Source organism: Rhodococcus sp. 4CII, assembly GCF_014256275.1.
In the GTDB taxonomy this organism is placed as follows: Bacteria; Actinomycetota; Actinomycetes; order Mycobacteriales; family Mycobacteriaceae; genus Rhodococcus_F; species Rhodococcus_F wratislaviensis_A.
In genome coordinates, this window is sequence record NZ_JACCFE010000002.1 from 1,505,523 (window position 1) to 1,529,557 (window position 24,035).

18 protein-coding genes are annotated in these 24,035 nt (G+C 66.6%); 5 read left to right on the forward strand and 13 right to left on the reverse strand.

Annotated elements, in window-relative coordinates:
• Positions 1–3: 3 nt before the first annotated feature.
• The 7 genes from mfd to H0B43_RS07930 form a co-directional block, all read right to left on the reverse strand.
• Complete coding sequence (gene mfd, locus H0B43_RS07900; RefSeq protein WP_185728423.1) at positions 4–3,654, reverse strand: transcription-repair coupling factor; 3,651 nt, start codon at positions 3,652–3,654, stop codon at positions 4–6.
• Positions 3,655–3,887: 233 nt separating this feature from the next.
• A complete protein-coding gene (locus tag H0B43_RS07905) occupies positions 3,888–5,261 on the reverse strand; it encodes a sugar transferase (protein WP_312033879.1) in 1,374 nt (457 codons plus the stop codon).
• Between the two features lie 346 nt (positions 5,262–5,607).
• Positions 5,608–7,464, reverse strand: a complete 1,857-nt coding sequence (locus H0B43_RS07910; protein WP_185728421.1) for a bifunctional diguanylate cyclase/phosphodiesterase — start codon at positions 7,462–7,464, stop codon at positions 5,608–5,610.
• A gap of 14 nt (positions 7,465–7,478) precedes the next feature.
• Positions 7,479–9,602 carry an Rv1355c family protein gene (locus H0B43_RS07915; RefSeq protein WP_185728420.1) on the reverse strand — a complete coding sequence of 708 codons (2,124 nt, stop codon included), beginning with the start codon at positions 9,600–9,602 and terminating at the stop codon, positions 7,479–7,481.
• The gene (locus H0B43_RS07920) at positions 9,599–10,375 is read right to left on the reverse strand and encodes a hypothetical protein (protein ID WP_185728419.1); all 777 of its coding nucleotides are present in this window, start codon (positions 10,373–10,375) and stop codon (positions 9,599–9,601) included. The genes H0B43_RS07915 and H0B43_RS07920 overlap by 4 nt, the downstream gene beginning before the upstream one ends.
• A gap of 194 nt (positions 10,376–10,569) precedes the next feature.
• Positions 10,570–10,995: a hypothetical protein gene (locus H0B43_RS07925; protein ID WP_185728418.1), complete on the reverse strand. Its 426-nt coding sequence runs from the start codon at positions 10,993–10,995 to the stop codon at positions 10,570–10,572.
• On the reverse strand, positions 10,992–11,456 hold the full coding sequence (locus tag H0B43_RS07930; protein ID WP_185728417.1) for a GyrI-like domain-containing protein: 465 nt from the start codon (positions 11,454–11,456) through the stop codon (positions 10,992–10,994). Before H0B43_RS07930 ends, H0B43_RS07925 begins: the two co-directional genes overlap by 4 nt.
• A 351-nt stretch (positions 11,457–11,807) precedes the next feature.
• Here H0B43_RS07930 and H0B43_RS07935 point away from each other — a divergent pair, with 351 nt between their 5' ends.
• The 4 genes from H0B43_RS07935 to H0B43_RS07950 are packed head-to-tail and all read left to right on the forward strand — an operon-like array spanning position 11,808 to position 15,548.
• Positions 11,808–13,067 carry a class I SAM-dependent methyltransferase gene (locus tag H0B43_RS07935; RefSeq protein ID WP_185728416.1) on the forward strand — a complete coding sequence of 420 codons (1,260 nt, stop codon included), beginning with the start codon at positions 11,808–11,810 and terminating at the stop codon, positions 13,065–13,067.
• On the forward strand, positions 13,064–13,852 hold the full coding sequence (locus tag H0B43_RS07940; protein ID WP_185728415.1) for a glucose-1-phosphate cytidylyltransferase: 789 nt from the start codon (positions 13,064–13,066) through the stop codon (positions 13,850–13,852). Before H0B43_RS07935 ends, H0B43_RS07940 begins: the two co-directional genes overlap by 4 nt.
• A gap of 3 nt (positions 13,853–13,855) precedes the next feature.
• Positions 13,856–14,506: a PIG-L deacetylase family protein gene (locus H0B43_RS07945; protein ID WP_185728414.1), complete on the forward strand. Its 651-nt coding sequence runs from the start codon at positions 13,856–13,858 to the stop codon at positions 14,504–14,506.
• A 1-nt stretch (position 14,507) separates the two neighbouring features.
• Positions 14,508–15,548 (forward strand): NAD(P)-dependent oxidoreductase, encoded by a 1,041-nt coding sequence (locus tag H0B43_RS07950; RefSeq protein ID WP_185728413.1) that lies wholly within the window; start codon positions 14,508–14,510, stop codon positions 15,546–15,548.
• 19 nt (positions 15,549–15,567) lie between these two features.
• Here the strand turns inward: H0B43_RS07950 and H0B43_RS07955 are convergent, their stop codons facing one another.
• On the reverse strand, positions 15,568–16,134 hold the full coding sequence (locus H0B43_RS07955) for a dTDP-4-dehydrorhamnose 3,5-epimerase family protein (RefSeq protein WP_185728412.1): 567 nt from the start codon (positions 16,132–16,134) through the stop codon (positions 15,568–15,570).
• A 62-nt stretch (positions 16,135–16,196) separates the two neighbouring features.
• Here H0B43_RS07955 and H0B43_RS07960 point away from each other — a divergent pair, with 62 nt between their 5' ends.
• Positions 16,197–17,366 carry a transferase gene (locus H0B43_RS07960; RefSeq protein WP_185728411.1) on the forward strand — a complete coding sequence of 390 codons (1,170 nt, stop codon included), beginning with the start codon at positions 16,197–16,199 and terminating at the stop codon, positions 17,364–17,366.
• Here the strand turns inward: H0B43_RS07960 and H0B43_RS07965 are convergent.
• The 5 genes from H0B43_RS07965 to H0B43_RS07985 are packed head-to-tail and all read right to left on the reverse strand — an operon-like array spanning position 17,321 to position 23,914.
• Entirely contained in the window at positions 17,321–17,869 is a 549-nt protein-coding gene (locus tag H0B43_RS07965) for a YdcF family protein (RefSeq protein ID WP_312033878.1), read from the reverse strand. The two genes, H0B43_RS07960 and H0B43_RS07965, sit on opposite strands and share 46 nt — an antisense overlap.
• Positions 17,870–19,429, reverse strand: a complete 1,560-nt coding sequence (locus H0B43_RS07970; RefSeq protein ID WP_312033877.1) for an oligosaccharide flippase family protein — start codon at positions 19,427–19,429, stop codon at positions 17,870–17,872.
• 14 nt (positions 19,430–19,443) lie between these two features.
• Positions 19,444–20,472 carry a glycosyltransferase family A protein gene (locus tag H0B43_RS07975; RefSeq protein ID WP_185728410.1) on the reverse strand — a complete coding sequence of 343 codons (1,029 nt, stop codon included), beginning with the start codon at positions 20,470–20,472 and terminating at the stop codon, positions 19,444–19,446.
• 2 nt (positions 20,473–20,474) lie between these two features.
• Positions 20,475–21,836: a nucleotide sugar dehydrogenase gene (locus H0B43_RS07980; protein ID WP_213015100.1), complete on the reverse strand. Its 1,362-nt coding sequence runs from the start codon at positions 21,834–21,836 to the stop codon at positions 20,475–20,477.
• A gap of 35 nt (positions 21,837–21,871) precedes the next feature.
• A complete protein-coding gene (locus H0B43_RS07985) occupies positions 21,872–23,914 on the reverse strand; it encodes an alginate lyase family protein (RefSeq protein WP_252189847.1) in 2,043 nt (680 codons plus the stop codon).
• Positions 23,915–24,035: the final 121 nt, after the last annotated feature.

Below are 24,035 nucleotides of genomic sequence, written 5' to 3' on the forward strand. Positions count from 1 at the left end.
GGGTCAGGCCTCCATCACCACGGACCCGGCGGCCTTGCCGTCCAGCGCGAGCACGAAATCCGCGATGTACTGCAGCAGCTCCACGTCGCGTACCCGCTCCGCACCGATTCCGCCGGAACCCGAACGGGGCAGCGGCAACTGCACCATTCCGGTCGTGGCACGGTACTGGGCGCTCGGGTAGATGCGCTTGAGACGCAGCTGCTTCGAGTCCGGCAGTGCCATCGGCGAGATCTTCAGCTGCGTCCCGACGACGGCGATCTCCTCGAGCCCGTACTCGCGGGCCAGCAGCCGCAGCTTGGCCACCGAGACCAGACGCCGGACCTCCTCGGGGAGCGGTCCGTACCGGTCGACGAGTTCGTCCACCACGGCGGTGATGCCATCGAGTTCCGTCGCGGCCGCGAGCTTGCGGTACCCCTCGAGACGGAGCCGGTCGCTGGTGACGTAGTCGGGCGGGATGTGCGCGTCGACGGGAAGGTCGATGCGCACTTCCTTCGGGGCGTCGTCCGTCGTGATCGGCTTGCCGTCCGCTGCCGCGCGGAACGCCTCGACGGCCTCACCCACCAGTCGCACGTACAGGTCGAACCCGACACCTGCCACGTGCCCGGACTGCTCGGCTCCCAGCACGTTTCCGGCACCACGGATCTCGAGGTCCTTCATCGCGACCGCCATACCGGCGCCGAGGTCGGAGTTCTGCGAAATGGTGGCGAGGCGGTCGTACGCCGTCTCGGTGAGCGGCTTCTCGGGCGGGTACAGAAAGTAGGCGTACCCGCGTTCGCGGCTACGCCCCACGCGGCCGCGCAGCTGATGCAGCTGCGACAGGCCGAGGGAGTCGGCGCGCTCGACGATCAGTGTGTTGGCGTTGGAGATGTCGAGGCCGGTCTCGATGATGGTGGTACACACCAGGACGTCGTAGTCGCGTTCCCAGAAGCCCTGCACAGTCCGTTCGAGGGTGTCCTCGTTCATCTGCCCGTGCGCCACGACCACGCGTGCCTCGGGCACGAGTTCGCGGATCCGCTGGGCCGCCTTGTCGATGGAGCTGACCCGGTTGTGGACGTAGAACACCTGCCCGTCACGAAGCAGCTCCCGTCGGATGGCGGCGGCCACCTGCTTGTCGGCGTACGCGCCGACGTAGGTGAGGATGGGGTGCCGCTCCTCCGGCGGCGTGAGGATCGTGGACATCTCCCGGATGCCCGCCATGCTCATCTCGAGCGTTCGCGGGATCGGCGTCGCCGACATGGTGAGCACGTCCACGTGGGTACGCAGCGCCTTGATGTGCTCCTTGTGTTCCACACCGAAACGCTGCTCCTCGTCGACGATCACGAGACCGAGATCCTTCCATCGGATCGCGGTCTGCAGCAGCCGGTGGGTGCCGACCACCACGTCGATCTCGCCGTCGGCCATGCCCGCGATGATCTCCTTGGATTCGCCCGCATCCGTGAAGCGGGAGAGCCCGCGCACCTTCACCGGGAACGCCGCCATGCGCTCGGTGAACGTCTGCAGGTGCTGTTGCGCGAGGAGCGTCGTCGGCACCAGGACCGCCACCTGTTTGCCGTCCTGCACGGCCTTGAACGCCGCCCGCACCGCGATCTCCGTCTTGCCGTAGCCGACATCGCCGATGACGACGCGGTCCATCGGGACCGCCTTTTCCATGTCTGCTTTGACCTCGCTGATGACCGTCAGCTGGTCGTGGGTCTCGGTGAACGCGAACGCGTCCTCCATCTCCTTCTGCCACGGGGTATCCGGGCCGAACGCGTGACCGGGCGCCGCCTGCCGTGCGGCGTACAACTGGACGAGTTCCCCGGCGATCTCACGAACCGCCTTGCGGGCCTTGCGTTTCGTATTGGCCCAGTCTGACCCGCCGAGCTTGCTGAGCGCGGGCAGTTCGCCGCCGACGTACCGCGACAGCTGGTCCAGCGACTCCATCGGGACGAACAACCGGTCGCCGGGATGGCCGCGCTTGCTGGCGGCGTACTCGATCACGAGGTATTCGCGCCGTGCGCCGCCGATGGTCCGTTCGACCATCTCGACGAACCGTCCGATGCCGTGCTGGTCGTGCACGACCATGTCGCCGGCCGTGAGCGCCAGCGGGTCCACCTGGTTGCGGCGCTTCGCCGGCAACCGCTTGCCGTCGCCGACCGCGGCCACCCGGTTGCCGGTGAGGTCGGCTTCGGTGACGACGACGAGTCCGGGCGTGGAGTCGTCGCCGGGGAACACCAGACCGTCGTGGAGCGAACCGCGCAGTACTCCCACCTGACCGCGCACCGGCTCGGAACCGGGTGCGAGTTCGGCGGCGGGCACTTCCGCTTCGCGCAGGCGTTCCAGCACTCGAAGCGCGGTGCCGGCGCCCGCGACCACGACGACCGCGCGGCCGCCGGTGGTCACATGTGCCCGCAGGCTCACGAACAGTTCGGACAACAGGTCGTCGGAACCGCGCACCTGCGGCGCCGCCGTGATCGCCAACTCGAGTTCCTCACCGCTCCCGGACGCGAGCGGGCTCAGTGTCCACCACGGCAGTCCCGCCGTCTCCGCGGACTCCCGCACCTGGCTGAGCGAGCGGTACGCGGACGCGCCGAGGTCGATGCCGTCGCCCTCGAGCACCGACGTGTCGAGTGGGGCGGCGCCGCCGATCGACGCCGCCGTCCACGACGCCTCGAGGAATTCCTGACCGGTGCGCACCAGATCGGTGGCGCGCGTCCGGATCTTTTCCGGATCGCACAGGAGCACGTGCGCGCCGTCGGGCAGCACGTCGGTGAGCAGTTGAAGTTGCCCCGGCCGCAACACGGGCAGCAGTGCCTCCATGCCCTCGACCGGGATGCCGGCCGACATCTTGTCGAGCATTTCGACGAGCGCGGCGTCGGCCTGGTTGTCGACCGCGAGCTGCGCGGCGCGGTCCCGGACGTCCTCGGTGAGCAGCAGTTCCCGGCAGGGCGGGGCGATCACGGCGTCGATCGCGAGTTCGGGCAGCGACCGCTGGTCCGCCACGGAGAAGGCACGCAACTCGGTGACCTCGTCGCCCCAGAATTCGACGCGCACCGGATGATCCGCGGTGGGCGAGAACAGGTCCAGAATGCCGCCGCGGACGGCGAACTCGCCGCGCTTGCCCACCATGTCGACGCGGGTGTATGCCATTTCGACGAGGCGCTGGATCAGACCGTCGAAGTCGTGCTCCACACCCACGCGCAGCGTGACGGGCTCGATCTCCCCGAGGCCCGGGGCCATGGGCTGCACCAGCGAACGGACGGTGGTGACGATGACCTGGAGCGGGGCGCCGTAGGAGCGGTCGTCCGGCCGCGCGAGTCGGCGGAGCACCTCCACCCGGCGACCGACCGTGTCGGCGCTCGGCGAGAGCCGCTCGTGCGGCAGCGTCTCCCACGACGGGAACTGCGCCACGGCGTCGCCGATCATCTCCTGGAGTTCGGCGGTGAGGTCGTCGGCCTCACGACCGGTCGCGGTGACCAGCAGCAGGTGGGTGCGTTCGGCGAGGGCCGCGGCGACGAACGGCCGGGCCGGTCCGGGGGCGACGACATCGAGATGACGGCGCCCGAGCGCCTCGGTCACCTGTGCGACGACGCCGTCGCCCAGTGCGATCTTCGCCAGACCGGCGAGCGGGGTGTCGGCGGACGAGGGCTCGGCAGCGATGAGCGGGGAAGACAACGACGCACTCCTGAGCAGTGGTGACGAACTGCCGGCGAACAGCTCGGGCCGGGGCGGGCGGCCAGTTGCGGACTGAGCCAGCCTAGTCGATATCGCACACGGACGGTCCGGGGTCCGGATCAGTCGGACGCGGGCGTGACCGGTGCGACAGCGACTGACGTCAGCGGCCGCACGTTCCCCGTCACCACGGCCGCGGCCCGATCCTGCGCACCGGCAGGAACCGGGTGCCGCCCTCAGTACGCACCGTCGGGCCTCAACACGGCCCGGATCGTCTTCCACAAGATGAGCACATCGAGCGCGAAGGTCCAGTTCTCGACGTAGTGCAGGTCGGCACGCACCGACTCCTCCCAGCTGAGATTGCTCCGGCCACTCACCTGCCACAGCCCCGTCAGGCCGGGCTTGACGAACAGCCGCCGCCGCGCGCCGTCGTCGCCGTACTGCGCCACCTCGCATTCCAACGGCGGACGGGGACCGACGAGGGACATGCTTCCCGTGACGACGTTGAACAACTGTGGCAGCTCGTCGAGCGAGTAGCGGCGAATGAACTTACCCACCCGGGTCACTCGCGGGTCGTCGCGGATCTTGAACAGGACGCCGGCGCCCTGGTCGAGCGCGGCGAGTTCGCAAGCGCGCCCCTCCGCACCCACCACCATGCTGCGGAACTTGTACATCGTGAACAGTTCGCCGTCGCGGCCGACGCGGGTCTGGGTGAACAGCGCGGGACCACGGCTGCTGGCGCGGATTGCACCGGCGATCAGCAGCAGGACCGGCGCGATGGCAACGACGAGAAGGAGAGCGAAGATCCGATCGAGGACATTCTTGATCACCCATGCGGGGCCCGAGTACGTCGGCGCGCTCAGCTGCATCAGCGGGACCCCGGCGACGGGGGCGATGTGCAGGCGCGGTCCGACGACATCCATGAGCACGGGCGCGATCAACAGATCCGTTCCGGTACCTTCCAGCTCCCAGCTCAACCGCTCGGTGCGGGTGGGGGTCCAGCCGCTCGACGGGAGAACCGCAATCGCCTGAAAGGAATGCAGCCTGGTGATACCGACGATGTCCTTCTCCGTGCCGATCACCGGAGTGTCGTCGACGGCAAGGGGTAGCTGTTCGCCCGGTCCCACATCGGCCAGGCACACGGCGTCGACCCGCCACCCGGCTTGCGAAATGTCCGGCGTGCGTTTGATCAGTTCGAGCACTTCCTCGATCTCACCGGCGACGAGGACGGAGCGCAGACTCCCTCCCGCCCTCCGGCGCCTGCGCAGTTCCCGCCTCAGCATGTACCGTCCGAGCAGTGTCAGCGCCGCTGCGAGGGGAAGCGCGCCGAACACCCACGATTGCCCGTTGGCGGTCCCCAGGGCATACCCGGCGAGAGCCATCACCGCAATGACCCAGACGTACGCTCGTCCCACTCTGCGCAGCTCCTCGGAACCGCTGCCGAGTATGCGCGGATCCCACGCGTGCGCCAACGCCAGGGACAGCATCGCCAGCACGGGAACCGCGAAAGCGACGGCGAGGCTGCCGCCCCACGTCCAGAGAGAGATCTGACGGTAGACGACGGTGACGAAGAGGTCGGCAGCGACGACGCTGAGAAGATCGCTGCACACCGCTGCATGAGAATACGAACGCTCCCAGGAGGGTCGTGGAGACGGGCTCTCGGGCACGGCTCGGCCAGGGACAGTGGGTAGCCCCGCCCCTCTACGGCCATGTGCGCATTGGGATCCGATGAGCAGCTGGGTTCGCTCGGACACACTCAGTGCCTCGAATTCGCTTCCACATTCGCACATTGATCAAACCCATGCTCGGAGCCCGCCCGCCGCCGCATCGATTTGATCGCGCCGGAGTTGAATACTAAAAACATACTCCGAGCCCGTTATAGCTGCAATCACATGCCTCTAAATATTATTCGCGTTTAAAACCAAACTTTCGGTACATTTACAGCCTCGCGGCCGCCTATAAACCGACCTCGATGGTTCCGGCCACCAGCAGGGCGCCGATCTTCTCCGCCGACACCGGGCGGCTGAACAGAAATCCTTGAGCCCGATGACATCCCATGTCGATCAGCTGTCGTGCCGACGCGACGTTCTCCACGCCCTCCGCCACCAATTCCAGGCCGAAAGATTCGGCGAGACCGATGATCGATTTCACGATCGCTCGATCCTCCGGATTGGTGTCCAGGTTCATCACGAAACCCTTGTCGATTTTCAGCGTCCCCACCGGCAGCGCCTTGAGGTGGCTGAGCGAGCTGAACCCGGTGCCGAAGTCGTCGATCGCGACCTCCACGTCCATCGCATGCAACCCTTCGAGCGCCTCACGCGTCCAGGTCAGGTCACTGAGCACCGCGTTCTCGGTGATCTCCAGGCACAGGGCACCCTTCCGAAGGTCGAATTCCGCCAACGCATTCGCGACGACATCCAGAAAGTCCAGACCGGCCAGCTGCCCCGGCGACACGTTGACGCGGAGGTCCAAATCGAGCGCGGGCACCTGCGAGCGCCAGTCGGCCCATTGTCGGCAGGCCTTTCGAATCACCCAGCGTCCGAGGTCCCCCGCCACATTGGTGGCCTCGGCGACGTCGATGAACGATGCCGGTTGCAGCAGCCCGAGCAGCGGGTGATTCCAGCGCACCAGGGCCTCCACCCCGATGATCCGGCCGGTCCGCAGGTCGACCTCTGGCTGGTACTCGAGGAACAGCGATTCGTCCGCGATGGCCGCACGCAGACTGAGCTCGATCATGTTGCGTTTCTCGCTCTCCTCCTGCATCTCGTCCGTGAAGACGCTGATCGCATTCCCGCCCTTGGTCTTCGCGACCATGACGGCCTGGTCGGCCTGACTGAGGAGCGAACTCGTGGTGGCCTTGCCAGGATGTCCCACCGCGACGCCGATACTGACGCTGCGGCTCACGACCTCGCGGCCGAGCCGTACCCGCTCGGTGACGACGTCCCGGATGCGCTGCGCGCGGACCTCCGCCTCCGCGAGGCCGACCGACCCGCCGAGCACGAGGACGAATTCGTCGCCGCCGAGTCGCGCCACGAGGTCGGAAGGGGCGCTGCTCGCGCGAAGTCTCTCCGCGATCGTCGAGATGAATCCGTCGCCGGCTCCGTGCCCGAAGAAGTCGTTGAGAGGCTTCAGCCGGTCCAGGTCGAGAAAGAGGATGGCCACCGGTCCGGGTTCCGACGACGCCAGCCGGGTGTCCAGGTGGTGGTACAGCGCGCGCCGGTTGCTGAGCCCGGTGAGCGAGTCGTGGTCGGCCGAGTACCGCAACTGCTCCTCGACGACGATCCGGGCCTGAACCTGGGCGAGGAGGGCGGCGATCGCCTTGAGGACGTCGACCTCCGGCGGCGTCCAGTCGCGGTCGCCGAATTTGATGAAGCCGAGTGTGCCCGTCGTCGTTTCACCGGACAGCAATGGAACGGCCGCGAGTGACACCTGTGGAACTCCGGATGCCTCGCGGACCCGCTCGTTGTAGTCCGGACCGGACACCTCCGGCCGGATGATGGCCACTTCCTTCTGGTGCTCGATCCGGGCGAAGGTCGAATCGGCGCCCTTGAAGTAGACGACGCCGATCGGGTCGGGGTCGGGGATGAACGGCCGCGGCGGGTATTCCGCGATCAGCACCGTCGCCCCGATCTCGTGATCGGTGAACCGGAGAAAACTGGTATCGACCTCGAAATGCTCCACGAGATCCTGCAGGACACGGGTGGCCACCGATTTGAACGAGACGGCATCGACGGGGGTGAGCCGGGACGCCACGGTTGTCACCAGGGTCTCGAGCTTCTCTGACTGCTTCTCGACTTGCTTGTCGGTATCCACTGGCCCTCCTGTCCTTACGATATCCGCCGTTGGACCCTGTCCGCGCGACGCTCGCTGCGAACCGACGGACCGGGAGCGTGACTGAGCCGCAGCACCAGGGCGAGGGCCTCACCCGCCTTCGCACCGACGACGTCGAACAGTTCCTGCCGTAGCCTCTCCAATGGTGCCGCATACCGTGGTGAGAGTTGTTCGAGTTCCGCCCGTTCCACACCGTAGAGAAACACCGGTGAAATCGGCTGGACGGCGAGCCCGAGCGCCTGGGCCTCGATCCACACACTCTCGGTGGCCTCCCCGCCCCGCACGTAGTCCCGAGGGGTGTTCCCCGGGATCGCGACGACGGCGATCGCCGAACTCGACGCGACCCGGTCCGCGGTGGACTTGCCGAGCGCCCGTCCACCGTCTTGCGCCCCGAGGTGTTCCATGACCTCGGGCCGACGCAGCAGTGCGAGGGTCGACAATTCCGCGGAATCGAGTTCCAGTGCGCGGACGTCGATGCCGGTCTCGACCGAATCGGTCGGCGGCCACCGCAACTCCCCGATCATTTCGCGATGCAGGGTCGGCGTGAGAAATCGGATGCGGTCCGATTCCGCCAGAATGGCGCCGATCGCCGCGATGTCGTCCCGGTCCGTCACCAGGCAGAGGCGTGCGCCCTCGCGCGATGCCGCCTCCGCGAGAAGTCCCGCCTGCGCGTCGTCCAGCGACCGGGGCACACCCGGCCTGCGATTGGTGGTCCGGTCGAGCATGGCCTCGTAACGGTCCGTGAGTTCCTGCTCGCTCCCACTGCCGAACGTCATGGTGGCGGCCAGCCCCGGTTCGGTGTCCTGAACAGTGACGGCGCCGAGCAGGCCGGCGGCCGACGCGGCGATCCGGGCGTTGTGCAGCGCCGCACCGAGCGCGACGTAACTGCCCCGATATTCGACGTCCATCGCCGTCGTGTGCTCCGGCGCCAGTGAGATGGTCACCCCCTCGCCGTCCGCGGTGATCGTCCAGGGCTGGACGTTTCCACCGGAAGGCGCACGGGTCGCGGCGTTCACGACAGTGTCGGCGTCGTTCGACACCGCTGAGTCCGCGGCGCGTGCCCTCGGCGGCTCCGCCAGATCGAGCGGCATCGGTGGATCGGTGAGCGCATCGAGGTGCCCGTCGACGTCCATGCGGCACCGGCCCGACGCGAGCGGCTGTCCGAGCGCGATGCGCCGCACCGCCGCCGCGACCTCCGCCCCGCCGAGCAGCACCTCGCCCCCGAGCTGCGGCCAGGTGGAGATGGTTTCGTCCACCTCGACCAATGACGCGGCCATCGTCGCCGACAACTGCGCGGCATCGAGAATCTGAAGGACCAGGGGAATCTTGTCCCGTGAGCCGAGACCCGCGAGCGATTCCACGTCGACGTCGCCGATCACCCCGTGGAAGATCGGGCGATCCGGTTCGAGGTCGAATCGCTCGACGTCGAGCAGACCCTTGTCGCTGGTGGCCATCAGCACCGGCAGACCCCGTCGGCGGGCCTCCCTCCGCAGGGACACCTTCACGTCCAGAGAGTCGCACTCGTCGACCACGACATCCGTGCCGTCCAGGAATTCCGCGGCCGACTCGACGTTCAGCCCGTCCTCCCACAACATCACAGTGACGTAGGGGTCGATCTCCGCGATCCGGCGGGCAGCCACCACCGCCTTGTTCACGCCGAGGTCCAGAACGGTTCCGGGAACCCGGTTCAGATTGGACAGTTCGAGGGTGTCGAAGTCCGCGAGCCGCAGACCACCGCACGCCCCCTCCAGGGTGAGGGCCAGCGCAACCGCGTGCCCCACGCTCAGGCCGACGATCCCGACGGTGACGTCCCGTAGTCGCTCCTGCTCCTGTCTGGTGACCTTGTTGCGATTGCGGTCCAGCCGCAGCAGCCGGAACGCCGCAGGACCGAGCAGACGCACCACGGTGCGCCGCCACGAGTAGTAGACCCACACCGGCGCCTCGTCCAGCACGTCGGGAGCAGGCGTGGGAACGAGGGTGCGAAGCGAGTCCCGCTGGTGTTCGAGTCGATCGACGAAGACCACCGCGGGGTCGCGGCGGAGACGGTCCAGTACCGCCGCGTCCCCGGAGTGGTCCTCGTCGAGCAGCAGTGCGGTGTAGTCACCGCGGGATTCGTTCACGAGACGCTCCGCATCGGCCGGACGACGTTTCCTCCCATCACCATCGCGGTGTCCGCCGACGGCGTCGGTCGGGACGTCGTGAGTAACAGTTGGGCCAACTGCAAGGATTCGGCGCGGCCCCGACGCCTACTCCGATCCCACCACATCAGCCGCGTCTCGTAGCGGTCATCCGGGTACGGCACGGGAGCAATGTGGTCGGCTACCACCCCGCCGGAGGACCTCCACGTTTCCAGGACATGGGCTGCCGCGGTCGCGAGCATGAACTGGACGTCGAGCAGATCCATCGAATAGGTGGCGAATCGGCCCAGTGCGCTGACGAGTTCACCCCGGCGGCTCGCGCTGTCCGACACCCACGCACCCTTCGCTTCCACGACGCCGAACGGCAACCTGTCCTCGATCATCCGGCGCACGGCGGGAGCGCCGGGGTGGGTGCCCCATTCCGTGATCGCGTGTGCCTGACCTGCGGAAAGGTAGGGTCCCTGAATTCGGACGCCTGCCGCGACGGAGCCGTTCGGTTCGATCGCGACGAAGAACGCCGCGGTCGTGTCACCGTCCTGTATCCGCCGGTATTCGAGGGCCTTCTCGGCGCCGTACTTGCGGTAGCCGGTGACGGCGCCCTCGAGATATTCTTCCCACAGCACGGGTTCGTCCGACGGCCGGGCGACGACGAAGCGACACTCCGATCTGGGATCCCACACACTCAGTGTTCGGTCGAGTATGGTCTCGGTCGACCGCTCGTCGATCTGCGGACGCGACAGCTGTTCAACTGGCATTGGCTTTCCCATCGGAGTCGGTGCGGCAATTCCGGGGACTCACGGGTTACGTAAAGACCCCAAGAACTGGACACACGAACACCCGGCCACAGCCCCGCGGCTACTCATTTTCCGCGTTTAGTCCGGATTTGTCACCTGTGATGCCTCAAATGGGCACGAAAACAAACTTCAGGTCGGTAATTGTCGACGTGGAATTACGTGAGGGAAATGAACAGTTCGACGTTGTTCGGAGCGCGGAAGACCTCGATCTCCTCCGCGTAGGCGCGCTCGATGCGCCCTTCCTTCTCGGCCAGCTCGGCCTGGATCCACACGTCCTCGATCGGGTCGGACGACCGCCCGTCGGGTGTAAACCTCGCGAAATATCCCGACGGGACACGCACCAGCACGTCGCCGATCTCGAGGTGATCGAGGTCGATGCAGCGGTACCCGATGACCGCGGTCCACCCCAGATCCGGGACCGCGACGTAGACGGTGGCCAGTTCGCCGACGCCACGCTGCTGGACCCGCTCGCGTGTGAACTTCATCAGATCGGTGGCGTGCGCCGTGGGACCCAGTTCCATGCGCGGCAGGATGAGGCCGCCGAAGTCGGTGGCCTCGCGCTTGACGATCTCGAAACTCATTGCGGCCCCTGCCTCGTGGCGGGCGGCACTACCGCCACGTACAAATCGATCCCGAAGGCGTGCGGGTAGAACTCGAAGTCGCCGGTGAAGGATCGTTCGATCTGCCGCGATTCCTCCGCATCACGAATCTGCCCCCAGAGCGCGTCGAAAAGGTCCGGAAAGGTTCCGACCGAGGAGAACTTCGCATAGGTTCCCGCAGGGATCCGCGATACCAGGTGCCCACGTCCGACCTGGTCGAGCGAGGAGCACTCATAGCCCACGATTTGCGTGTAGTACGAATTGATCTCGGGAGCGTGGTCGACATAGGCGGAGGCCAGCGGCCTGTCGACGTTCTGCGCGAGAAGGGTGGACCACGTCTTTTCGAGGGCTCTGTCGCGCGCCTTTCCGAGCGCCCTTTTCGGGCTGCGAACGGCCAGTCCGGCCACCAACGTCTCTTTGCGTTCGACTATGACGAACGGCATCGGGCACCCCCTCCGACGTCATCGTCACGTTAAGCCTGCAAGTGCAATATCGTTCGCCCGTCAGCAATTCGGCGATCAAGTTCAACCATACCCCGTTACGAATCCACAGTCCTGAGCATTCACCCCGGAAAGCGTCACAAACTGCTTTTGCCGAACCCTTTTATGCACCCATCTCGAGTAGATAAATAAAGGATCAGCGGCAGTTTTAAAGCCAGCTAACATACCGTAGGTTGGTTTTGGTCTTGTTTACCTGACCTGGATGTGGTTAGTTGGATGAATCGAGTACCACTGGTGTGACGCATCCGACAGTCGGCGTCGCGACCGGGGGATCGGGGCGAAGGGAGGCTGCCCATGCTCTGCCGACTGTGCAAATCCGACAGGATGCGCAGCATCCTGGATCTGGGCGCGACCCCGCCCTGCGAACTCTTTCTGACCGGACCGGCCCTGGACGCTCCGGAAGTCACCTATCCGCTGCACCTCCGGCTGTGCGAAGACTGTCTGCTCCTGCAGATCCCCGCGCTGATTACTCCGGAGGACACCTTCACCGACTATGCCTACTACTCTTCGTTCTCCGACTCCTGGGTCGAGCACGCGCGAGCGTTCGTGGACTCGGCGGTGAACAGGCTCGGACTCGACGACACGTCGTCGGTCGTGGAGGTGGCGAGCAACGACGGCTATCTACTGCAACATTGCGTCGCCGCCGGGATCCGGTGCCTCGGAATCGAACCGTCGCACAACGTCGGCGCGGCGGCCCGTGAACGCGGAGTCCCCACTCTCACGGCATTTCTCGACGAGGACCTCGCCGCGCAGGTCCGGACGGAACACGGGCCCGCGGACCTCGTGGTCGCGAACAACGTCTTCGCCCACGTTCCCGACCTCCTCGGATTCACTCGGGCCCTTCGCGCACTCGTCGCCGACGACGGATGGCTGAGCATCGAGGTTCACCACGCGCTCAATCTCGTCGGCCTCGCGCAGTTCGACACGATTTACCACGAACACTTCCAGTACTACACGGTGCTGTCCGCGACCCGTGCGCTCGCGACCGCAGGCCTGACCGTTGTGGACGTGGAACTGCTGGACACTCACGGCGGATCGATACGGATCTGGGCGCGTCCCGACGCTGCCGGCCGCGTGCCGACTCGCCGCGTAGCCGAGGTGTTGCACCGAGAGGAAGTAGCCGGGCTCCATGACGTCGACGGGTACCTCGGACTCGAGCCGCGGGCGCGGGCCGTGCGTCAGCAGTTGCTCAGATTCCTCCTGGACTGCCGCGCCCAGAACAGAACCGTCGTCGGCTACGGGGCTCCCGGCAAGGGGAACACCCTGCTGAATTATTGCGGAATTCGTCCCGACCTACTCGAATACACGGTCGACCGGAATCCGTACAAGCACGGCCGGTTCACGCCCGGCACCCGGATTCCGATCCTCGACCCGAAGCAGATCGAGAAGGATCGCCCCGACGTAGTCCTCGCGCTGCCATGGAACCTCGAGGCGGAGCTGACCGAGCAGCTGCGTTACATCGCCGAGTGGGGCGGTGAGCTGGTCTTCCCGCTCCCCTCCCTGCACAGCGCCGGTTTCCAGCAGGACCGAGTGGCAAGGAGTCTCACGACATGAAAGTTGTCCTGTTCTGTGGCGGTTACGGCATGCGCATGCGGAACGACCGCAACGACGCCATCCCCAAGCCGATGCAGATGGTCGGCCCTCGCCCCCTCCTGTGGCACGTGATGAATTACTACGCCCACTTCGGGCACAAGGAGTTCATCCTCTGCCTCGGGTACGGCGCGGAGGCCATCAAAGAATTCTTCCTCGACTACCGCGAAGCGGAATCCAACGACTTCGTGCTCCACGCCAACAAGATCGAGCTTTTGAATTCCGACATCAGCGATTGGTCCATCACATTCGTCGACACGGGTCTGGAATCGGCAATCGGTGAGCGACTGCGCCGCGTGCGACGGCATCTCGACGGCGACGAGTACTTCCTCGCGAACTACGCCGACGTCCTGACCGACGCTCCGCTCGACGACGTGGTCGCGAAGTTCCACGAATCGGGTGCCGCGGCCTCGATGCTCGTCGTTCCGCCGCAATCCTCGTTCCACTGCGTGAACGTGGCCGAAAACGGAGAGGTCAAGGAGATCATCCCGGTCGGCCGATTACCGATCTGGGAGAACGGTGGCTACTTCGTCCTCAGCGACGAGATCTTCGAACTACTCCCGCCGGGCGGCGATCTGGTGGCGGACGTCTGCGAGACCCTGGCGGGCGAGGGACGCTTGTTCGGATACCGGCACACGGGCTTCTGGAAGCCGGCGGACACCTTCAAGGAGCGTGCCGAACTCGACGCCAACTATTCGAAGGGCATCCATCCGTGGATGGTGTGGGAGCAATCGGAGGCGGTGTCATAGCTCATGCTCGACCTCCACGCCCCGCACGTCGCCGAGATCGCTGTTCTCGGCGCACACTGCGACGACATCGCGATCGGCATCGGCGGGACGCTACTGACTATGTCGTCTACGTCTCCCGGACTCCGGGTGCGCGCGCTCGTGCTGTCGGGCAACGACTCCCGACGAGAGATCGAGGAACGGCACGCGCTCGCCGCACTGTGTCCCGGCGCCGACGTCGAACTCGACGTACTCGACGTTCCGGACGGGCACGCGCCCGCGTATTGGGAACCGATCAAGACTGCACTCGAGGGATTTCGGCGACGGTGTGAGCCCGACATCGTGTTCGCTCCTCACCGCGGAGACGCCCACCAGGATCACCGGCTACTGGCCGAACTCGTGCCCACCGCGTTTCGGGACCACCTCGTGCTGGGATACGAGATCCTGAAATGGGAAACCGACACTCCACACCCCACCGTCTTCCATCCCCTGTCACGGGCGGTCGCGGAGGAAAAGGCCCGGGTTCTGCTGAAGCACTACCCGTCACAGCTCGACCGCGGCTGGTTCGACGAAGAAGCGTTCCTCGGCGTCAGCCGGCTACGGGGTGTGCAGTGCCGGCGAATGTACGCCGAAGCCTTCGTCCTCGAGAAGACGACCATCCGATTCGGAAGGACCTGACATGAGAGTGCTCCTCACAGGACACCAGGGCTACCTGGGTTCGGTCATGGTCCCGGCGCTGCGCGCCGAGGGGCACGATGTCGTCGGTCTCGATTCCGGACTGTTCGCCGGCTGTCTCCTCGGCCCCGCACCTGCCGATCCCCCGTCCGTCGATGTAGATCTACGGGACGTGACGGAGGCCCACCTGGCCGGGTTCGACGCCGTGATTCACCTTGCCGCGCTGTCGAACGATCCGCTGGGGTCCTTCGCCCCCGACGTCACCTACGACATCAACCATCACGGGTCGGTTCGCTTGGCTCGTCTTGCGAAAACCGCTGGGGTACAACGCTTCCTCTACGCATCCACCTGTTCGGTGTACGGATCGGCGGGCGAGGACCTGGTGACCGAATCGGCGCCTCTCCGCCCGCTCACCCCGTATGCGGAAAGCAAGGTTCGCGTAGAGGACGATGTGGCCGCCATCGCCGACTCCGGGTTCTCGCCGGTCTTTCTGCGGAACGCGACGGCGTTCGGGTTCTCGCCCCGACTGCGTGCCGACATCGTTCTCAACAACCTCGTCGGCATCGCCACGCTCACCGGCACGGTGCGAGTGCTGTCCGACGGCACCCCGTGGCGCCCCCTCGTGCATGCGCGCGACATTGCCGCCGCGTTCTGCGCCGCGCTGACCGCTCCGACGGGCACGATCCACTGCCGCGCCTACAACGTGGGAACCGAGGCCAACAACGTCACGGTGGCGCAGATCGCGGAAGCTGCCGCCGCAGCGGTGCCGGGCTCGACGGTCGCCCTCACCGGCGAGACGGGACCGGATCCGCGGTCCTACCGCGTCGACTTCAGCGCGATCAGAACCGCATTCGAGGGATACGCACCGCAATGGACCGTCGCCGACGGCGCGGTCGAGCTGTACGACAACTACGTGCGATGGGGCCTCACGGACGAGCTGTTCACCACCCGATTCACCCGGCTGGCCCACCTACAGGCACTGCGGACGTCGGGGGTGCTCGACGAGTCACTGCGGTTTCTCCGAATCGGGGCCGGCCATGCCTGACACAGCCACTACCCGGCGGTCAGAGAGATCGCAGCAGATCCTCCCAGCTTCCCGCCGAGGCATCGCGTGGGCTCGTGCCGGACACGGGGAGCGGCCACTCGATCCCCAGGCTGGGGTCGTCGTAGGCCACGGCGAGATCCTCGGTGGGATCGTGCCCGCGGTCGATCCGGTAACACACGTCGCAGTCGGTGAGGGCCTGGAAACCGTGGAGAAATCCCCGGGGCACGAACAGATGCGAGAAGGTGTCGTCGTCGAGCCTGAACGCCTGCTTCCGGCCGAACGTCGCGGACGTGCGCCGCACATCCACGAGCACGTCGTAGATCGCTCCGCGCGCACAACGCACGAGCTTGGCCTCGCCGTCCCCCGATCTGCAGTGCATGCCGCGGATCACGCCGCGCACCGACCGCGACTGCGAGTCCTGGACGAAGTCCGCCGCACGGACCACCCGGCCCGTCGACGCTCGGCTCGCGACGGCGTCGTCGAAGATCTGCGCATCGAAGGTCCGCGTGAAGAGTCCCCGCCCGTCCCGGAACGGCTCGGGAGTGAACAGCAGGACGTCGTCGAGTTCCGTGAGTTCCACGCGCACCTCCCCATCGTGCCGCATCGCGGTGGGCGGGTCCGGCATTTACGGAAGTCGGGACGGCCACGATGATCTGCCGCGGATGCGTCGGATCCGACACGGTCCGGGTACTCGATCTCGGGGCTGTGCCTGCTGCGGACCACTTCCCGCCCGAGCGATCGGCGATCGACTCGTGCGAGTCGGCTCATCCGCTGGCTATGGAGCTGTGCCTGCGGTGCGGCCTCGCGCAACTCGCGGAGGACGACACGACCCCGGAGGAGCCGCGGGGCGTCGAGCCACTGGCGTTGCGGAACCAGGCCGCCGACGCCGTTCGGACGGTCGCGGTGTCGGGTTTCCTGGACGGCGACACCGTACTCGAGTTCGGCAGCCCGCACGGGGGTAGCTGGCTCGGTCTGCTCGCCGCGCGGGGATTCTGCCCGCCGCCCCCGGGGAAGCCGGCCTCGGTGGTGCTCGACTGCTTCGGCCTCATGCACGAAGTCCACCAGCGGACGGCACTGCGGCACCGTGCCGACTCCACGGCGAGCGACGGTGTCCTCCTTGTCCAATTCCACTCTCTCGCTGCGATAGTCACACACGGACAGTGGAACGCGCTGCGACACGGCCACTACGCGTACTACTCACTGACGGCCCTGCAGCGCCTGCTCGGCGACGTCGGGATGAGCTTGTCGTCCGCGTGGGAGTTCGACCTGTACGGCGGGACCGTCTTGGTCGCCGCACGGCACGGTATCCGGTCCGACACCTCCCCTGCCGTGCGGAGAATCCTCGCGGCCGAGAACGAACTCGGCGTGTGCACGCCCCGCACCCTCGGCCGGCTGCAGCATGCCGCGGACGACCACGCCCGGGCGCTGCACGACTGGCTCGACGCGATGGCCGGTCACGGTCGGCGCGTCTACGCGTACGGCGCGGCATCGCGCGCCGTCGCGTTGTTCGGCCGGGCCGGTATCGATCGGCGACTGGTGGGGGCCGTGGCCGACGCATCCCCAGCCAAGCAGGGGCGCCGTATGCCGGGCACGAACGTTCCGATCATCTCCCCTACCGAGTTGGTCGCGGCCGACCCCGACCTCGTACTCCTGACGGTCGCAGACCTGGCCGAGGAAGTGCAGACACAGCTTCCACAGTTGACCGGCAAATGGGTGGTGGACATTCCCGACGGGGACGGGCTGAATGCCGATCGTGCGCTCACTCGTGGACCTCAGCAGCCTTGCTGGAACAGACTCCGCACGTACCCCGCCGTCTGATAGCCGCTCTGCCACACCCAGTCGGCGGCAGAGATGTTCGCCGGGCTGGCCGCCATCATGACTTCCCCGCCAAAACAGCGCTGGATGGTATATCGAGCCCGTGAAACATGCGGAGTGAACGTGACGACGATGACGCTGTTCCATCCCCCAGCGATCGCGAAATCGCGGAATGTCTTCGCTTCCCCGGCTGTGGTCGCGGGGTCGGGATCGAAGCAGACGACGGAAAATGTGAACCGCTTTCCGCAGAGTCGATCGAGCCACTCGTCGGATCCCCCGCTGGGATCGGACAGCAGCACACGCCCGGCAAGTCCCTCGTGGGCGAGGTCGAGTCCGTAGGTGTAGCGCTCGTGGCTGGGACCGCCGAGGACGAGGATCGCGTCCGCCCGGTGCAGCTTGTCGAGTTGCGGCTCGACATATGTCGGCACACTCGCTGCCGTCGCGCCGAGGACAGCGGCAACCACGAGGACGAACGTCCAGCGCGGCCATCGAGCTCGTCTGCGCACCTAGCGTTCTCCTCCTACGACTCGGCCGGCAATCATGTGGACGGCCTCCCGCATCTCGGCGAAGGCGGATGGTGCGACCAGCCGTAGGGACAGGAGGTAGGCGATCAGGAACGCCACACACTCCAGGGCTATCGACGCGAGTCCCACCGCGATCGACCGCTGGTCCGAGTGCACCACGTACCGTTCGAGCGGCGCGATCAGCGCGAACGCCGCCAGCGACGCGATGATCGGTGGGACCATCACCCGGGCTATCTCACCACCCGACGCCCCGACCACCGATCGCGCGAGTCCGAGCCCCGTGATTCCCACGACGATCGCAGCGCCCGACACCGCGAGACCGACCCCGGCGAGACCGAGAGGGAGCAACAGCAACAGCAAGGGAACTCCGGTCAGCAGGCCGGCTGCGGTCATCCAATTCATTCGACTGGATCGGCCGGCGCCCTTCATCGCCTCCGCACTCACCGAGTTCATCGCCACGCCGAGTCCGATGCCCGCCATCGATGCCACCGCCACACCCGCGCCGCGCCAGGGTTCGCCGAGCAGCACCACGACGGCGGGTTCACCGACAGCGACCATCACCGCCCCGGCCGGCATCGCCACCCGCCAGATCCAGCTCAGGGCACGGAGGAAGGCATCCTTGAACCGCTGCGAGTCGGAGGAGATGCGGGCGAACGCGGGAAAAAGCACATACGAGCAGACCTGGACGATCGCCATGCCGGGGAGCAACGCGATCCTGCGGCCGTACCGGTAGTTGCCGAGCGCGGCCTCGCTCAGCCCGCGGCCGATGATCGTCAGTTCGACGACCTCCTGTGCGCGGGCTGCGGCGCCGTCGAGCAGCAGAGGAAAGGAGAAGATTGCCATCTCGCGCCAGATCCGAAACGAGAACCGCCCACCGAACGGATGCCATCTCGACAGCCACCAGCTCGCGACGATCCAGACGAGCATCGACGCATACGATCCGATCACAAGGGACCAGACGCCGTACCCCAGGGCGGCGAAAACTATGGAACCCACCGCGAACGTGATGCCCACGGCGGGATCGACGATGATCCGGCGCTTGAACTGAAAACGGCGCTGCATTAAGGCATCCGGAACGCATGTGATCGCGATCAAGAACATCGAACCCGACATGACAGCGGCCACCGTCCCCACCGCGTGGCTGCTGAATACGCGTCCGATGATCGGAGATACCGCCAACATGACCAGGCTCATGAGGAGCCCGGTCCCGAGAGTGACCCAGAACACGGTGGTGGCTGCATCCTCGACGTCGTGCTCACGCTGAACGAGTGCCTGGGCCAACGTGCCGTGGGTGACGACCACCAGGAAGGTGGTCATTACGGTGCCCGCCGCGAACACGCCGACGATCTCGGGGCTCAGCAACCGCGCCAGCACCAACGTCTGCACGAACGTCACACTCTGGACGATCAGCAGACCCGCCGCGGCCATGGCGGCTCCGCGGCGCAGGATGCCACTCAGTGTGCCGACCGAGGGGGTCTCGGGCGCCGGTGCAGATTCCGAGTCACCGCCCTCCGGGGCGCGCCCGGGTGTCGACGAATCCACTGCGCCGCCTTCGTTCACGGCCGACTCGCGGGCTCGCGGCGCCGACCGGTCGTCTGTCCGAGTGCGACGGTGATCCGGTGCTTGACCGGATGCAGCCTGCGCATCGTCTCGGGAAAGAGCGCCAGTGAGCAGGTTACCAAGCCAGCGCGGAGCGTGTGCCGCTGCGCGAACGCCGCTTTCGCCTCGACACGCGCCGCGGCCGGATTCCCTTCGAGTAGCGACCATCGTGCCCGCCGCATCGCCTGGCGATACCGTAACCGCCGCAGGTTGCTCTGTAAGGCGTCCAGGTCCTCGGCCCGCCTCGTGGAGCGGGCCACCGTCTGGAACGACCGCTGAATGCGCCGCTCGAACGCCTCGACCCCCGCGGGGTCGCGCGACACCGAGTCCTTCCGGACGCGGCAGCGAGCGAGGCGTTCGGGGAGCATGCGCACGTCGAATCCGGATTCGACGAGCCTCAGCCACATGACGACATCTGCCTCGACTTCCTCTGCCGCACGGTCGTACCCACCCACCGCGCTCCACGCCTCCCGTCGAACCGCGCCCGTATAGTAGGGGATGTACCCCGCGAGCATCTCGGTCAACGCCAGACGGTGTCCGGGGTGGGGTCGCCCCCTGATGCCGATCGAGCGTAGGTACCCCTTGGAAGCGCCACCGTGATCGTCGAATAGGAAAGCGTCACAGCCGACCGCGTCGACGGCCCTGTCCGCGGCGAGCACCGCCCCCATTCGGGCACAGAAGTCCGGCATCAGCAGATCGTCGCTGTCGAGCACACAGAAGTACTGTCCGCGCGCCAGAGCCGCCGCAGCCGACACACCGCCCTCGTATCCGCGATTCTCCTGACGTATCAGTCTGATTCGGCTGTCGGATGCGAAGGAGCGGACTATCCTCGCGATGTCGTCGGAGTGCCCGTTGTCGACGACGATCAACTCCCAGTCCGTGCGGGTCTGGCCGCACACCGACTCGATCGACTGTGCCAGATACTGTTCGGTTCGGTAGGCGGTGGTCAGGAAACTGAAGGCGGGGCGGGGTTGCGATACGCTCACCGTCACCACCCCAAACCCACGTAACCTTCGCGCCGGCGCCGCTCCTCGGCGCCCGGGAGCCGGACGAGGTCGACGACCGTGTGCTGTGCGCCCGCCCGGTCGACCGCCGCCACCACCGAGGGCTCCCGGGACCCTGCGATGAGTACCTCCGCGTGGTCGAGAACGGCATCGACATCATCGGTGAGAACCTGACCGATGTGTGGTAGCAGTTCTTCGATGAAGTCGCGGTTCGCCCCCAACAGCCTGGACAGTGCGACATTGGCATCGCAGATCTTGACGTCGTAGCCCTTGCCGATGAGCCGTTCCGCCAAGTCGACCATCGGGCTCTCGCGCAGATCGTCCGTGCCGGGCTTGAACGACAGACCGAAGATGCCGATCCTGCGCTTACCCAGCGCGATCACCTGGTCCACTGCCCGTCGAAGATGCATCTCGTTCGACACCAGCACATTCGCCAGCACCGGCACTTCTACGTCGTGAATTCGTGCAGTGTGCATCAGCGCGCGCACGTCCTTCGGCAGACAGGAACCGCCGAACGCAAATCCCGGACGCAGATAGGCGGCACTGAGATTGAGTTTCGTGTCGGCGAGGAAGATGTCCATCACGGCGTGCGAGTCGAGCCCCAGAGATGCACAGATGGCTCCGATTTCGTTGCCGAACCCCACTTTCAGAGCGTGGAAACTGTTGTCGACGTACTTGATCATCTCGGCGACCGGAATCGGGACACGGAACCGCGGTCCACCGAGCCCGTCGTACAGGCTTGTGACCAGCCGGCCGCTGCGCTCGTCACTTTCCCCGACCACCGTCTTGGGCGGATTGAGGAAATCGCGCACGCTGCTGCCTTCGCGCAGGAATTCCGGGTTGACGCAGACGCCGAAGTCGACACCGACACGCTTGCCCGACGCTCTTTCCAGGCGCGGAATCAGTATCTCCTCGCAGGTACCCGGGACCATGGTGCTGCGGTAGACGACGACGTGGAAGGTGTCCTTCGTCGCCAGCGCGGCGCCGATCTCGTCGGTCGCGCGCTCGAGATAGCGGGTGGTCAGTCCACCCCCCGGTGCTGACGGGGTGCCGACGCAGACGATCGTGACGTCGCTCGAGAGGACGGCGCGGGCGGGATCCTCGCTGACGGTGAGCAGCCCGGATTCCACAACCTCGGAGATCAGTTGGCCGATCCGCTCCTCGAAGACCGGGGTCTGGCCCCGGCGCAGAAACTCGATCTTCGCGGAATTGACGTCGACCCCGACCACCCGGAAACCCCGGGACGCCAGGCATGCCGCCGAAACACATCCGACATAGCCCAGCCCGAAGACGCTCAGGGTCATCCGCCGCGCGGATGGACGCAGATGCAATTCGGTCGCGCTCATGACAACCGCCAAACCAGTAGGGGTCTTGAGGTTTGCTAGTGGTACGTCTTCCATACTACGTCCCCGTTTTTCGCCATGGTTCCCATCGAGCAGTTGATTGTTACTCGATTTTCAGCGTCCCTGTCCCGCCATCTCGCCACGAGGCACCCGTCGCGAACCGCAACGGTGAGGTCTTCAGCCCATGCGAGGCGCTCGTCCAGCGGGTTGAGCACAGTAGCGACCACAGCCGGCACGCCGCCCGTGCAGTACCCACCGACCAACCACGACGGCTCTCTCGATTCGAGCCGGTACGACCACCATCCGAGGCCGAGTTCGGCGTCACCGCGCACCTCGTACGGGATCAGCTCACCACTGGCGGCGTGGATCAGCTGGAGCACCGGCTCCCCATTGCGGCTGGCCAGGTGACCCGCCGCGACCGGAGTAACGTCCAGCGACGGCGACAGCGGCCACGACGTGCGCACCTCGTGGCGTCCCCGGCCGACGACGAGATCGACCACCAGGACGCTGCGGCGATCGGGCGGCGCGACGACCCACCTTCGATGCACCACCGGCTTCGAGAGCCGACGGTAGCCGCTGTGTTGGGCATCGACGACACCGCGCTCGAGGTCGACCGACCGGACCCGCACCCGGGCGTGCTCGGTCCACAGAAACGGCCCGCCGACCACCGACTGGTCCAGTCCGTCGACACACACGGTGGCGTGAGCGCGAGTGCCCCGATGAGCGACGCGCCAGTCGGGGTGCCGGTAGTAACTGCCGGTACCGGGATCGCCGATCACGTCCTCGCCGTCGATGCTCAGCGTCACCGAGAGGGCGTCGGCATGCCCGTGTGCCGCCAGCGACAGGTACCCCAGTGGGCCGACGTCGGCAGTCAGCCGACGAGCTCCCGCGCGGAGCACGACGAGCCCGCCGTGCGGGGCGAAGAAGCCACGGGAACCGGGGTCCGGGACGGCTCCCGACCCGGAAAGAGATTCTGTGCGAGCGTAGTTCATCCAGGCCGCCGACAGCGTCGGGCGGCCCACCCGCCACGCTGCGATATTTCCGGTCATCGCGCCGACAGTGCCGAGATGATCTCGGACCGTGCGCAACGGCTCGGCGCCGAGCCGGAGCGCGAAGCCCTCGTCGTCGTCGCCGTAGCGTGGCGCCGGGTCACGATCACCGACGAGTGCGGCGATGAAGTCCGCGCTCCGATCGACGGCCGCGATCAATTCCGGGGGCGGTCGACCGTCGCGAAGGGTCAGCAACGCGGCTACGGTGAGAAGCAGTTCCGACGTGAAGATCTGGTATCCCATTGCCTGCTCGGCGCCCGCGCCGTCGGGCAGGATCTGACGGGTGGCCTCGGCTGACAACACGCGAATCGCGTCCCTCTCCCAGGACACGGCCCTGGCCAGGTCCGGCAGAAGAATTGCGATTGTGGCCAGGCCGGCCATTTCCCCGACGAGGTGGTTGTTCGCCGAGCTGAACCGTGAACGCTCGTCCCAGCAGCGACGGGCAGACTCGGCCAGCACACGGACGACGGCCCGAAACCGCGCGGTTGTCAACGCCGGCGAATCCCGTAGACCCTGGAGTGCCACCGCGACGGAGATCGAGCGGATCCCCGCCTCGAAGGCACCACGCCATCCGATGCCGATGCCCGGTGGATTCTGCTCGATCCACGAGTCGAGTTGACGAAACGCCTCGTCAGCGAAACGCTCGTCACCGGTGAACAACCACGCCTCGGCGAGCCAGGGCAGATGCTGGAGTCTGTTGAGCTCCCAGATCCACTTCGGATCACCCTTCGCGGTGCGGTGGTCGATTTGGGATGCGGGCACGACAGGCCAGCCGACATTCGAATGCGGGTCGTAATGCCAGTCGATCGGCTCCGGCAGAGTCACTTCCGGGTACCCGAAGTAGGCAAATCGCCGACCCGCGACGCGCTCGGCAGCCGCGATCACCTGCCCGGCCCCGGCCGGATGTTCCCGCGCGATGACGGCCGCCCGGTCGCGGTCCAGAAGCGCGGGCCTGCCGACGCATTCCCGGAATCGCGCCAACGCGGCGTCCCAGTCCGCCTCGGGTGTGCCGAACACGTCCGCGTCACTCATCGCACCGTGCCCGCCCTGCGGAAGCATACTCCGGGCGGCTCGACTCGCACGCCAAGCCACCTCGCGAGTGCTCATCGACCGCAATCGGCGCACGCGCCAAAGAAATTGACTCACCGCGCAC